The organism is Paenibacillus sp. Y301, from assembly GCF_059445505.1.
Genome location: NZ_JCAIUL010000003.1, coordinates 44,359 through 57,596, shown reverse-complemented (window position 1 = coordinate 57,596; position 13,238 = coordinate 44,359). Strand labels below are relative to the sequence as shown.

The following is a 13,238-nucleotide window of genomic DNA, read 5'->3' as shown; positions in this document are numbered from 1 at the left end:
TAACCGTTTAGCAAAAAAAGGCATCTTATAAGTAAAATGGGCTTGGCTGAGATTTCAGCCAAGCCCATCTTCTATAAATATGCGCTATATTTAGCGAAATTAACCTAATAAAGAACGCAACATCCACATATGTTTCTCCAAGTCACCTTTGATCGTAATCAACAGATCTCCTGTCACATGGTCATGAGAATTCTCCGCAAGATCAATTCCTTCTTCAAGTTCTTCTGCAACGGTTGCAAAGTCTTCAATCAGATTCTGCACCATTTTACTTGCATCTTCTTTACCGTCAGCTTCTTGAATTGTTGTAATGTCTAGGAATTCTTTCATTGTTGCAACTGGACTTCCTTTGATGGTCAATAGTCGTTCAGCAACCTCGTCCATTTTCAACGTAATATCGTTATACAATTCTTCAAATTTCACATGTAATGTAAAGAACTTATCTCCGCGTACATACCAATGATAGTTATGTACCTTCACATATAGAACATTTAAGTTCGCAACTTGTTGATTTAGAACCTGTTCTAATGTTGTTTTTTGAGTAGCTGAAGTTGTTTTTGCCATGATAAATCCCTTCCTTTTCTATTAATATGGTATAAACCTGTCTGTATACTAAATGACAAGCAAGTGACCTGCATTAGGATGTCGTTATTAGTGAATCTCGGATATTTCGTTACCCGCTTGCTTATCTATACTTTACCCCCTTTACCCATGTGATGAAACATCAAACGTCACGCTTCATTTAAATAAATGTACAAACTATGTCTAAATTCCGTTATACTAAATTATACCCAGTTAACAAGTAGGGATAACGTTATTTTAAACTCGCCGGAGGTGAATCCGTTTGTCCACATATCATCCCTTGAATAATGAGGAAGCTATCGCTTACGTCCAGGAAATACCTAATTTCTTCTCTGATAAATCCACTCTGGTTTGTCGTGAAATAGGAGACGGAAATTTGAATTTAGTATTTCACATTACCGACGCAAACACCGGTAAGAGTATCATTGTCAAACAAGCTCTTCCTTATGCAAAAGTCGTAGGTGAATCTTGGCCATTATCTTTAGATCGCGCTAGAATCGAACGAGAAGCACTCCAGAAACAATATTCACTCTGTCCAGGACGCGTCCCTCAGGTCATTGCTTATGATGAAGATCTTGCACTCACCGTCATGGAAGACTTAAGTGATCACATGATTATGCGACAAGGTTTAATTAATGGAGAGGAATACCCTCTATTTGCTGAACATATCGGAGAGTTCCTTGCTACTTCACTATTTTACACATCAGATCTATACCTAAATCCCGTTGCAAAAAAAGAACAATCCAAGAAATTCATCAACCCAGACTTATGTAAAATTACGGAGGATTTGATCTTTGAGGATCCTTATCATATCTCAGAACACAATAATTATCCCTATTACATTGAAGATGAAGCTCAGAATTTACGTGACAATTTGGACCTTCATTTAGAGATAGCTTTGCTAAGAGAAAAGTTCCTAACCCAATCTCAAGCGCTTCTTCATGGTGATTTACATACCGGCAGTATTTTTATTACCCCAACATCCACAAAAGTCATTGACCCGGAATTTGCCTATTATGGTCCGATGGGTTTCGATATTGGTGCTGTACTAGCTAATCTAGTTCTAAATTATGTTGCACAACCCGGTTGGAATGATACGGAGTCCGCAGTTCTAGCGAAGGAAGCACAACTGCTACTTATGATTGAGAACGTCTGGAGAGAATTCGAATCTAAGTTCAGGACATTGTGGAATTCAGATATACAAGACCTAATGGCACGCACTCCGGGATATCAAGATATGTACGTTACACGGGTTTTTCAGGATACAGTTGGATTCGCTGGTTGCAAAATGATTCGACGCATTGTAGGGTTAGCTCACGTTGCTGATATCGATACGATCGTAAATGACGAATTGAAAGAGGCTGCACAGCGTAAGGCTCTAGCTATTGGGAAACAACTCATTCTAAATCATCGTCAACTATCTTCTGTTGAAGAATTGTTACGGATCATACAAGAAACGATTCCAACACCTACTAGACAAGGAGCTACAACATGAATCCGACAGATACTTCTGAACCTCTATCTTCTCTAACATGGAGAGACAATCATCTCGTTCTTCTAGATCAGAGATTACTTCCTGAATCCATTGTTATGTTGGACCTTTATACCCCAGAAGGAGTCTGGGATGCCATACATACGATGAAAGTACGCGGTGCTCCAGCGATTGGTATTGCAGCTGCATATGGTGTCGTTCTAGGAACTCAGATTTCCCTGGACAGCGACAACCCTAGTGAACCCACTAATGACGATCCAAATACGTGGTTGAATCATGTTCTTAAGGTTAGCCATTATCTAGCAACCTCACGGCCAACGGCTGTGAATCTTTTCTGGGCGCTAGATCGCATGAAGAATAGAGCAACAGAACTTACCCAAGAAGGACATACCATTGATGAACGGAATCAAGCACTTCTTGCTGAAGCACAAGCAATTCAATTAGAAGATGAAGAAGTATGTCGTCTGATTGGTGAACATGCACTCCCATTATTCCATGATGGTATGGGCGTACTAACCCATTGTAATGCTGGTGGGCTCGCTACTGCGAAATACGGTACGGCACTTGCTCCAATGTATCTTGCCCATGAACAAGGAATTCACTTAAAAGTGTATGCTGATGAGACTCGCCCTGTTCTTCAAGGCGCAAGACTTACCGCATTTGAACTACAACAAGCTGGAGTTGATGTTACACTTATTTGCGATAATATGGCTGGAATGGTGATGGCCAAGGGCTGGATCCAAGCTGTCATCGTCGGTACAGACCGAGTTGCTGCAAACGGAGATGTAGCGAATAAGATTGGCACTTACAGTGTAGCTGTACTAGCCAAAGCACATGGAATTCCCTTTTATGTAGCTTGTCCTCTTTCTACCATTGATTTAAATACCGAGACAGGTGAAGAGATTCCGATTGAAGAAAGACCTGCTGAAGAAATAACCGAAGGATTCGGCAAACGAACTGCACCTCAAGATATCAAAGTGTACAACCCTGCATTTGATGTCACTCCTAACGAATATGTAACAGCTATTATTACGGAAAAAGGGATCATCCAAGCACCTTACAAAGAAAATTTAGCTGCTATTTTTTCGAAATAACCCATACACATCTTCATTCAGCATAAAAGACCAATTCGCCTTGACGAATTGGTCTTTTGAATGTGACCAGGTTACACCATTTTCAGTAAAGCTTCTCTTCCCGTAATTCCTTGGGTAATACCCAACTTCTCTGCTTCATAAGTAACAGATTCAAGGGGTGCATCCAATAGCTCTTGAAGCGTTTTTACACCAACAGCTCTTCCAGCGATGATCTGACGATCAGACAGTCGTGTATTCAACAATCCAACATCCAGAGCACCACGAACGAGATAACGTATCAAGAAACCCCATGCCTACAGCGTATTCGAACATCTTATGACCCTGGAATCACAATGCGGTCACAATGTAATCATTTCTTCAATCGTGTTTGCTAGTTCGAGTTGCATACTAGGTATCACATGACTGTAAACATCTAGCGTGATACTAGACTTTGAATGTCCCAGTCGCTCGGATATGATCTTCACGTTCACATTTCGCTGAATCAGCATTGTTGCATGCGTATGCCTCATATCATGAAAGCGAATATGAGGTAACTCCGCTTCTTTAACATCTTTCAACCAAGTCTTTGTTAAGTTAGAGGGGTAAATCGTCTTCCCATTCTTTAAGTTGAATATTACGATATCTATATCTTCAAATGCTGGACCAAGTCTCTGTTTGAGTGCTTCGTAAGCCTTTCGCTGTCTTCGTAGTACTTCAACTAATTGTGAAGGAATAGATATCGTTCTATTCCCTGATATCGTCTTCGCTCCATGACTGAGACTTTTCCCATAGTGAGTTAGCGTCTGGTTTATAGCTATTGTTTTCTTCTCGAAATCAATATCCTTCCATCTCAATCCCAGAATCTCTCCTTGTCTCATTCCAGCTAGTAATGCCAGAGCATAAACACAGTAGTATCTTCTTGTTCTAGTGAAATTCAAGAAATGGTTTACTTGATCAAGGGTCCATACGTTTAGTTCTCGTTTCAACTTTTTTGGTAAAGTAACCTTCCTCATATTATTTTCTTTCATATATTTGTAAATAATGGCTGTGTCTAAAGCTTGCTTTATTAACGTTGCCACCCGCTCAATAGTGTTTCTAGCGTAGCCATCGTCATGCATACCTTTAATAAATTTTTGGCAAGTCAACGGGTCTAAGTGTTGTAGCTTGATGTCACCAATGCGAGGAATAATATGATTCTTCAAAACCAATTGATTATTGTAAAAGGTTGTATCATCGCATTCCAATTTCCTCACATGATCTAGCCAATAAGTCATAAAAGGGCCTACTTTTTGCTGATTGTTCTGCACATATTCATCATTTTGCACTTCTTTTTGTAAACTGATCATTGCTTTATTGGCCTCACGTTGCGTATCGAAGCCTCTTCTTCTTACCTGTTTTCGTTTTCCTCCCACGTAGTAGTCGAAGACGAAGTCCCACTTTTTTGTCGTTGGGTTTCTAGTAGGTGCAGCCATCCTACAATCCCCTCCATTCTTATGACCAAATGATACGGAGTCAGATCTGACTTATTTTCTAAATCAGTCATCTCTCCTATCCTCACCTTTAAGCCACTTATCAAGGACCTCTTCATGAACATACTGGCGTTTACCAACCTTCACAACATATAACTCTCCGCTGTCCATAATGTCATTAACAGTCTCTCTTCCAAATCCTGTTCTCGACATGATCTCTCTAATACCAAGTAACACTTTCTTATCTTTCACTTCCATACGATCACCTCTGATTTACTTCTATGTATTCATGAATTTGTCCGATACCACATTAATTATAGGTACCTGAAATGCAGTTTTCTTAACCTCTATTACGTAAAAAAAGAAGGTACACCAATCCCGTGAATACACACGGGAACAGGATACCTTCTGATTTTATTATTTATGAAAGAGATCTGTTCTTTTTCTTCAAATGTTATTCGATCGCTTCCCTCTTACTTCTTAAATCTAGATTTAAAAACCACAATTAAACCTCCAATGCAAATTCCAGTTAAAGCCATACCCGCAACAAAAAATACCGAATTCATCATGCTGTACACTCCCCATTTTTGATGTTATATATAAATATAATTTTAATTTTCGTTATCACTAGTAGGTTATTTTACCACACCTTTAATGTCAATAAACTTAGATGTCATTTAAGATTTCATGTGGTCTCAATTGCATTCACTAAATCACAGATTCGGTCACAATAAAGAGTGAATCCCACTTTATTTCACTTTTAGATCATAAATTTAAATGGATAATGAGCAATAACCCTAAAGCTTGTCCTAAATGGATTCCATCATGAAGTAATCAATGTTTATCAACCTTCCCAGAAATAACATATATGATGTGCACCACACATGATATAACCCTTAGAAGTATTAATGGTTAAGAGTGTAGTTTTGGGAAGTTTTACTTCAACCCCAGTCACAGTTATCCCCTCGATAATGATGGGCACAATATTAATTATGGTAGACACCTCCTCTAATCTGTCTCAACATTATGTGTATGCAATCTAAGACAAGAGAGTGTCTTAGACAAAACTGCGTAATTTGTCGAATTATGTACTTTTTCCACTTTAGTCCTACGACATTAGGACTATATTTATTTCCATTTTAATGGTATAGTTGATAACATAGGTAACATTTCACTGATAAGCTGGAGGAATTATGAATAAACAACAAATTTACGAGAACAATGGATATTTATTCAACGTCGACATATTGATCAAAGATGATTCCAGCGCTCAAGCTCTTCAATTGTTAATTGAAATCCTGAACGGAAACAACCAAGTTATGGATTTCAAAATTCAGTCTGGAATTACCTTAGGCGAGACTATAGATAAACTTCTTCAATCCAAGAATAAGGTCGCCATTCCTAAAAATGAATTGTTAAGCTCCCAGCTTTCTGAAAGTAACAATAGTAATACAATTAAAAAAGACTTAGTTCAAGCGTCCTCTCCTGCTAAAGCATCCACTACAACAAACAAGAACAAACAACAGTCAACATCAGAACATCCCAAAGATCCCCGAGCATGGATTAAATCTTGTATTAAAGACAATCGTCTCGTACGTCTAACTGCCAATCGGCAAGGTCAACATTTAGACATTCCATGTCGAATATTAAATTTCGATGAAGAACAACAATATATTAACGTGTACCATGTGGACGAGAAGCAAGTATATTCGTTTAAGCTTAACGAAATTGACTCTTTTACGGATAAATAGGATGAATAAACTCTTCATTTAACTCTCATCATGGATAAAAGAAAGAGGATCCTTGAGGGTCCTCTTCTTTAAGATTATACTTTCTTGGATTGTAAGAAAGCTGAGAAATAGCATAACCAGCCCGCGATGAATGCTACACCACCAAGAGGTGTAATAGCCCCTAGCACTTTAATTCCAGTGATACTTAACACATAAAGACTGCCCGAGAACAATATAATCCCAACAATTAATAACCAACCTGCCCATTTGAGGCTCTTTGACTCACCCCATTGACCAACCGTCAAGCTTATCAATAGAAGTCCAAGTGCGTGAATCATATGATAATGAACCCCTGTTTCGTATACCCCTAATGCATCTTCACCTATTCTTGACTCTAATAAGTGCGCCCCAAAAGCCCCAATCCCTACAGATAGAGCCATCAAAATCGCTCCCCATTTAGCAAATGTCCTTTGCAACTTCTTTCAGCTCCTTCATCATATATCAGTTATTCTTACGCTATAATACCTCATCCCCCACACCTTTACCACTTCATAGCTTTCAGGTCACAATATAACAATCCTTGATTTTTCTATTCAAATATGGAAAAGTAATAGTATTGTGAATATTTCTAAGAGGAGGAACAACCATGCATTCAAACGAACCACAGCAACCATCTGGTACAGAAGGATCATTCTTTAACCCGATCCTTTCAGATCCACCTGTTATTGTAAAGCATTCGGGTCCCGGAATTGCATCTTTTGTACTAAGTATGGTCAGCCTGTTAGGTTATATTGTATCTGTCGCCTTAATTGGCGCCCTCATCTCACCCATTTTAGATGTTGAAAGTAACGCCTTAGCTACCAACGACAATATAGTACAGAAATTGGGAATTGCAGTCTTAGTGGTCATCTTATTCATTCTAATGAACGTAATTGGCTTAATTCTGGGTATTGTTGGAGTATCACTTAAAAATAGAAAGAAAATATTCGCAATACTAGGTTTAATTCTTAATGGTGTTATTTTATTAAGCATAGCCTCGTTTTTTGTTATTTCTGTCATTAGTTCAACTACTTAAAGAAACACGAATGTAAAAGGGAGATTACTATAATATGCCATCCATTAAAATATTTGCTGACAGTACTAGTGATCTGCCTACGTCTTGGATTGAGGAATACAACATCGGCATTGTTCCGTTATATGTTGTATTTGGAGAAGAGTCCCTGAGAGATGGAATAGACATCACTCCTGTTGATCTCTATCAGAGAGTCAATGAAAGTGGAGAATTGCCTAAGACAGCAGCCCCTTCGCCGGCTGACTTCATGAGAGCCTTCAACCCGTACATAGAACAAGGGGATCAGATTCTTTTTATAAGCCTCTCTTCAGAACTATCCTCCACATACCAGAATGCCCTCATTGCAGCAGGTGAATATCCATCTGACCAGATCGCAGTTATTGATTCATTGAACTTATCATCTGCCATTGGACTTTTAGTGAAGAAAGCAGCTATAGCAGCTCAAGCAGGACAGTCATTGCAAGACATTGTAACTCTTCTCGAGTCTGTGAGACCTGAGATTGAAGCGGAGTTCGTTGTTGATACCCTAGAATATCTCTACAAAGGTGGACGTTGTTCTGGCATGCAGAACATCATTGGTAGCCTACTAAAGATTCGTCCAATCATTAAAGTAGCCGAAGGTAAAATGACACCTACGATTCGAGTCCGCGGTAAACGTGAAAAGGCTATAGAACAACTCTTACAAAATGCGATAGACAAGAAAGAGCTTATGGATCAAGATCACATCCTTGTCGTTCATTCTCTCGCGGAAGAAGATGCTCTCTTCTTACAAGCAAGTCTCCAAGAGGTTACGCATGCTAAGATTGACTTATCTACTGCTGGTTGTGTTATTAGTAGCCACTGCGGACCACAAACGATCGGCATTATGTATTCGAAGCAACCTCTCACAGTGAATAACGTAGTAGTGTAAAATAAACCCCTGACGAATGAACGTCAGGGGTTTGTCATATCGATTATCGCTTTAAAATTTTATTCGCTGACAATCCAGGTCTGTAGATCATCATCCTCTATAATGCCTAACGTAACATCGGCGATGTCCGGATCTAATAACAATAGACCTTTAACATCGAACTTAATATCATCTGCATCGGCAAGGGTAAGACCCTTTTCTAGCTCGATCAGGCCTTCTATATGGTAGTATCGACCTTCTTGTAGAATACGTAAAGAATGAATATCCTTCACATGTGCTGCTTGAAGAATAATCTTTGAGATTCTTGTTTCTATCTCTAGGGGTGCTGCCACGCCAATTAGACCAATCATATTGTCGTAACCTACCTTGAATGCAACTCCAACCATAAGTAACCCGATTAGCATGGTCGTTACACCGTCCAAATAAGGTGAAGCTACGAACGAAGTGACAACGATCGCTATTAGTGCAAGTAAGGCTCCCGTCACGGCTACCATATCTTCATAGAATACAAGCCTTGTTGGGGGTGCTGAACGACTTACATTTTTAAATGCCCCAGAAACAATACCGAAGCCCTTCGCCTCAACGCGAGCCTCATGCAGGATTTCTTTCATCGCTTTAAAAAGAATAGTCCCGTCAATAATAATATTAACTAAGAGTACTCCCACACTTAACCAAAAGTATCCTCCACTCGCCACTGGATGCTGGATTAGATGAATCCCCTCGAGAATCGTCTCATACGCCATGACCGTTACGACAATGACTGCGATCATACAGAAGATGTTGATGACACGACCGAAGCCGGTTGGGAAACGTCTTGTAGGCTTTTTCTCCGAAAGGACACTACCGATAAATACAAAAGCTTGGTTAATCGCATCTGCAAAGGAATGCATAGCCGATGCAAACATTGCCCCGCTACCACTCATTGTTGCAGCAACCGTTTTAATACCCGCGAGTAATGCATTACCTGTCATAGCAATAGCAGATGATTTGTTTCCTTTTTTAACTAGCTGCCAGAGGGTTTGTTTACCTTCTGTGGATGATCCTTGTTTCATAATTCCTCCTATGGTTTGTTTTTTACGAACTAGATTCTACAATATGTACTAAAAATACCTCTCTTGGATCATACCATTTTTTCGAAAATACTGGATTATTGTTTTTTCATTCCCACTACATCATTATTTGCAATTCCGCTTTATTTTCGTTACCATCTTACTTATATCATATGCAAGAATACAGGAGGATTATAAATGTTAGAAATGAACGATGTTATGAGTCGGTGGAAGAAACACCGTGAAGTGTTACATAAACTAATTGAGCTGGATCACAGTGAGCTAGTTCAGTACAAGCCTTGGGAAGGCGGAATGAGTTATGGCGAGCTGGCTCTTCATATTGCCCTTTCTACCGAAATGTTTACTAATTCAATAGTTCGCGGCGAATTTACACCTCCTCAGTCCAAAGACGAGTGGAATACACTAGAGGATGTACGTACCCTCGTACACCGTTACACTGAATCTACGAGTTCATTGCTCTCTTCTATCACAGAAGAACATCTGCAAAAAGAAGTCACATTCTTCGGAAATACAGCACCAGCTTATATATTCCTAAGCAATGCACTCGACCATGAAGTACATCATAAAGGTCAATTATTCACCTACGCTCGTATGGGTGGTGTGACCGAACTTCCATTCTTCATGTAATATGTAGATTGATCTCTTTAAGCCAGTCCTTTGCGAACAACGTAATGGACTGGTTTTTGCTTTGTAAAAAAATAAAACTAAGTTTTCTATAATTTCATTTTTGCAATACCGCGTTCAGACCTAGTCAAAAAATGAAGTGTATGTTCTTTAAAATTGGACGGAGGTAAATTTTGAATTTCATCAATCGCGTGAGGGAGCGTCAACTTATTACGGAATAAAAGATTATTAATATGTTTAATAATTCGGATATCTTCTTGATTCATCCCTTTTCGTTTCAATCCAACGATGTTAATCCCATAAATACTTGCTCGAGTTCCATTAGCTAAAGCGTAAGGTACAATATCTTTCGTTACACCACTTACTCCGCCAATCATCGATAATTGGCCGATTTTGCAAAACTGATGAACGGCAGTGCAACCACCAATAGTCACATAATCTTCAATTTCGATGTGGCCAGCAATTTGAACGTTATTAGCAAAAACACAGTGATCTCCAATTGCTGTATCATGACCAATATGTACAAAATTCATAATGAAATTATCATTTCCTACTTTGGTTACCCCGCCTCCTTTAATCGTTCCTTTGCTGATTGTCACATATTCTCGTACAACATTATTGTCCCCAATAGTAAGATATGTTTCTTGTCCTTCGTAACTCAAATCCATAGGAATACCCCCGATAATAGCCCCTTGAAATATGCGGTTATTCTCGCCAATTGTCGTGTTGCTGCCAATTCGAACATGACTTTCAATTTTACATCCGTTTCCCACTTTTGTGTTTTTTTCAATGATAGAATATGGACCAATTTCAACGTTATTTCCGATTAATGCTGTAGGATGAATAATTGCTGTGGAATGTAACATACAGTCTGCCTCCGTTTATAATTATTTTGAGTAATAAGAATATAATCGAATCGTTTTTAGGATTAATGCGATTTGTTTCGACATAATCTTTCTTTCGTTTGTATGTAATATTATAGTTTTAATTTCAATTTTTAGGAAGTTAAAATGTAGAATGCGCTACATTAGAAAATCAATAAAAAACCTTGGGAATAATCCCAAGGCCATAATAAACAATTCTAGTACTCTCAGAAATCTAAAAAACTTCAAATTCAAAGGTTTTACAATAAAACATAAAAGTCTCGTCCTCTTCTTCTTTAACCTTATAGTTTATACCTTCCAATTGGGAACATTAAAGAAGAAGAAAACAATAAAACCTACTTTAGGCCTACATTTTTCGACATGAACACAACACAAAGACGCGACAAAAGTCGGATTTAACTTTTGTCGCGTATGGTAAGAAGCATTTATTTATATAATAAATTATTGATATGAAGACGGACTATTAATTTTTAAACTCGTTCCAGAATGACACATCTTCCAGTGGTAAACGAACGGATGGCCGTGCTTCTACTGCTGCTTTTCCTAAGGCAATTAACATAACGGTCTTATAACGATCGGAAATATCAAATAATTGTTTGAATTGTTCTTCGTTATAGCCACCCATAGGTACCGTATCATATCCTTTAGCTTTGGCAGCAAGCATAAGTTGCATCGAGATTAATCCACCGTCAACCAATGCGATTTCTTTCAGTTTCTCAGCACCAGCATTCGGATACGTGTTCATAGTGTTCTTCACCATCATATCTTTAATATCCGGTGTCATCACTCCTGCTTCAACCGCAAGTCCGTGAATCTTCTCGACATTCTGATAAGCTTCCAAATCGCCGATCACAGCGATGACTGCGGAAGCATCAACAACTTGTTGTTGGTTAAATGCAACCGGAAGTAATTTCTCCTTCAAACTTGGATCTTGAATAACGATAAATCTCCATGGTTGTAGATTGGAAGAAGAAGGTGCTAGAATAGCATCTGCCAGAATCTCCTTAATCTCCTCTTCTGTCATCTTCCATGTTGCATCGTACTTTCTTACTGAATGTCTTTCTCTAATAACCGTATCGAAATCCTTCTCCACCTGTAATCCATTATTCGTCATTGTAACGCCTCCATATCCATTGTTATCTATTTATGTGTTTCTGTGTAAATATAAGCACAGTTAAATCCAAAAAAATATGTTCCTCCGTATGAGGATACAAATTCGTAAACCGCATCCCCTGAATGATCCATTTACTAACTGTTACTTTATAATGTACAGTATAGAACAAACAAATAACGGCTGTCAACACTATTCTTTATGTGCTAAATCTGCGATTGTATATTTCTTGAATGTCTCCAATATATTTCGATCCACTTCATTCAGTATTTCTGTGAAATCAGCTCTAAATCGAATTCCTAATTCATTCTCACAAGTCGTATCTATCATGGCTTTATATTTCGCAGTCCCTACCTCAAGCGCAATGTATACCTCTGCCAATGTGAGTAATTTAGGATCCCTTTTCAGCAGATATCCACCCTCTCTGCCCTCACGTGTCCCTAGAATGTTCTCCCTTACCAGATTAGCTAGTATTCTTCTTAACAAGGTTGCTTCGGAATGAAGAGACTGCGCAATATAACAACTGGGACAAGTATTCCCTTGATTATTAGCTAGCACTACTAAAGCCTGTACTGCAAGACCGAATGACTTGTACTGGGGAGACCCTGTAACTCGCTCTTTTACCATCATTGATCTACCCCTTCATTTCACGCTATAATGCATCATCATTCTAACAAATGCTATAAGCTTCGTCTATATGGTTGGTCGATGCTTTCATCTGTCAGCGATAAAAGTGGTAAGTTGACGATAGATCTCCACGATCTCATCCATAGACATACGTACAAGACCACTAGATGAAGGAGCAACGAACTCATGTATTTCATCCACGACGGATTCCGGTTGGAATCCCCATCCGACCTTCGTCTTACGGCTATATTCTGTATACACTCCCTTACCTACAAAACAAGCAACCTTCGGTTGATACTTATTTAATTTAGCACGAAGAATCTCGCGTCCCTCCGCATATTCTTCACGAGTAATATCATCCATACCTCTCGTAGGTCGAGAGACAATGTTCGTGAAGCCATACCCTAATTGGAGGAGATCTCCATCCTCAGAAGGATCATATAGCCGTGGAGTTAACTCCGAACGATATAGAATTCGCCAAAAGTTATTTCTTGGATTTGCGTAGTGATGACCCACTTCCCCTGAACGGATACTCGGGTTAAACCCGATAAATAAGATAGACAGGCCATAATCTAGATGATCTGGAATTTCTGACAT

General features: G+C 38.9%; 16 protein-coding genes and 2 pseudogenes. 6 read left to right on the top strand and 12 right to left on the bottom strand.

The features are described 5' to 3' along the window. Positions 1-99: 99 nt before the first annotated feature. Complete coding sequence (locus AC1D69_RS06655) at positions 100-561, bottom strand: Dps family protein (protein ID WP_495455361.1); 462 nt, start codon at positions 559-561, stop codon at positions 100-102. Between the two features lie 280 nt (positions 562-841). Between AC1D69_RS06655 and mtnK the strand changes: the two genes are divergently transcribed. Both mtnK and mtnA read left to right on the top strand, forming a co-directional pair. Then, the gene (gene mtnK / locus AC1D69_RS06650; RefSeq protein ID WP_495455360.1) at positions 842-2,074 is read left to right on the top strand and encodes an S-methyl-5-thioribose kinase; all 1,233 of its coding nucleotides are present in this window, start codon (positions 842-844) and stop codon (positions 2,072-2,074) included. Next, positions 2,071-3,165, top strand: coding sequence for an S-methyl-5-thioribose-1-phosphate isomerase (gene mtnA, locus AC1D69_RS06645; RefSeq protein ID WP_495455359.1), 1,095 nt, complete (start codon positions 2,071-2,073; stop codon positions 3,163-3,165). Before mtnK ends, mtnA begins: the two co-directional genes overlap by 4 nt. Before the next feature lie 71 nt (positions 3,166-3,236). Here the strand turns inward: mtnA and AC1D69_RS06640 are convergent. From AC1D69_RS06640 to AC1D69_RS06625, 4 genes and pseudogenes are all read right to left on the bottom strand, one after another. Next, positions 3,237-3,437 (bottom strand): annotated as a pseudogene (locus tag AC1D69_RS06640) (DUF1805 domain-containing protein); the annotation flags it as partial. Positions 3,438-3,503: 66 nt separating this feature from the next. Further along, entirely contained in the window at positions 3,504-4,616 is a 1,113-nt protein-coding gene (locus tag AC1D69_RS06635) for a site-specific integrase (protein WP_495455358.1), read from the bottom strand. A 63-nt stretch (positions 4,617-4,679) separates the two neighbouring features. After that, positions 4,680-4,871, bottom strand: coding sequence for a helix-turn-helix domain-containing protein (locus AC1D69_RS06630; protein WP_495455357.1), 192 nt, complete (start codon positions 4,869-4,871; stop codon positions 4,680-4,682). A 616-nt stretch (positions 4,872-5,487) separates the two neighbouring features. Further along, a pseudogene (locus tag AC1D69_RS06625) lies at positions 5,488-5,607 on the bottom strand (YunC family protein); the annotation flags it as partial. Positions 5,608-5,806: 199 nt separating this feature from the next. Here AC1D69_RS06625 and AC1D69_RS06620 point away from each other — a divergent pair. After that, the gene (locus AC1D69_RS06620; protein ID WP_495455356.1) at positions 5,807-6,364 is read left to right on the top strand and encodes a hypothetical protein; all 558 of its coding nucleotides are present in this window, start codon (positions 5,807-5,809) and stop codon (positions 6,362-6,364) included. A gap of 74 nt (positions 6,365-6,438) precedes the next feature. Here AC1D69_RS06620 and AC1D69_RS06615 read toward each other — a convergent pair whose 3' ends face one another. Next, positions 6,439-6,819, bottom strand: coding sequence for a DUF423 domain-containing protein (locus AC1D69_RS06615; protein WP_495455355.1), 381 nt, complete (start codon positions 6,817-6,819; stop codon positions 6,439-6,441). A 170-nt stretch (positions 6,820-6,989) separates the two neighbouring features. Between AC1D69_RS06615 and AC1D69_RS06610 the strand changes: the two genes are divergently transcribed. Both AC1D69_RS06610 and AC1D69_RS06605 read left to right on the top strand, forming a co-directional pair. After that, positions 6,990-7,418, top strand: a complete 429-nt coding sequence (locus AC1D69_RS06610; RefSeq protein ID WP_495455354.1) for a hypothetical protein — start codon at positions 6,990-6,992, stop codon at positions 7,416-7,418. A gap of 34 nt (positions 7,419-7,452) precedes the next feature. Beyond that, positions 7,453-8,325 (top strand): DegV family protein, encoded by an 873-nt coding sequence (locus AC1D69_RS06605; protein WP_495455353.1) that lies wholly within the window; start codon positions 7,453-7,455, stop codon positions 8,323-8,325. 59 nt (positions 8,326-8,384) lie between these two features. On the opposite strand, the gene AC1D69_RS06600 is transcribed toward AC1D69_RS06605, so the two are convergent. Next, a complete protein-coding gene (locus tag AC1D69_RS06600; protein ID WP_495455352.1) occupies positions 8,385-9,377 on the bottom strand; it encodes a cation diffusion facilitator family transporter in 993 nt (330 codons plus the stop codon). 195 nt (positions 9,378-9,572) lie between these two features. Between AC1D69_RS06600 and AC1D69_RS06595 the strand changes: the two genes are divergently transcribed. Next, entirely contained in the window at positions 9,573-10,022 is a 450-nt protein-coding gene (locus tag AC1D69_RS06595; protein ID WP_495455351.1) for a DinB family protein, read from the top strand. Positions 10,023-10,108: 86 nt separating this feature from the next. On the opposite strand, the gene lpxA is transcribed toward AC1D69_RS06595, so the two are convergent. From lpxA to AC1D69_RS06570, 5 genes are all read right to left on the bottom strand, one after another. After that, positions 10,109-10,885 carry an acyl-ACP--UDP-N-acetylglucosamine O-acyltransferase gene (gene lpxA, locus AC1D69_RS06590; RefSeq protein ID WP_495455350.1) on the bottom strand — a complete coding sequence of 259 codons (777 nt, stop codon included), beginning with the start codon at positions 10,883-10,885 and terminating at the stop codon, positions 10,109-10,111. Positions 10,886-11,117: 232 nt separating this feature from the next. Then, entirely contained in the window at positions 11,118-11,204 is an 87-nt protein-coding gene (locus AC1D69_RS06585; RefSeq protein ID WP_495455675.1) for a hypothetical protein, read from the bottom strand. A gap of 162 nt (positions 11,205-11,366) precedes the next feature. Further along, entirely contained in the window at positions 11,367-12,017 is a 651-nt protein-coding gene (locus AC1D69_RS06580; protein ID WP_495455349.1) for a nitroreductase family protein, read from the bottom strand. 189 nt (positions 12,018-12,206) lie between these two features. Next, positions 12,207-12,644, bottom strand: coding sequence for an RrF2 family transcriptional regulator (locus AC1D69_RS06575; RefSeq protein WP_495455348.1), 438 nt, complete (start codon positions 12,642-12,644; stop codon positions 12,207-12,209). An 84-nt stretch (positions 12,645-12,728) separates the two neighbouring features. After that, positions 12,729-13,238, bottom strand: a complete 510-nt coding sequence (locus AC1D69_RS06570) for a mismatch-specific DNA-glycosylase (RefSeq protein WP_495455347.1) — start codon at positions 13,236-13,238, stop codon at positions 12,729-12,731.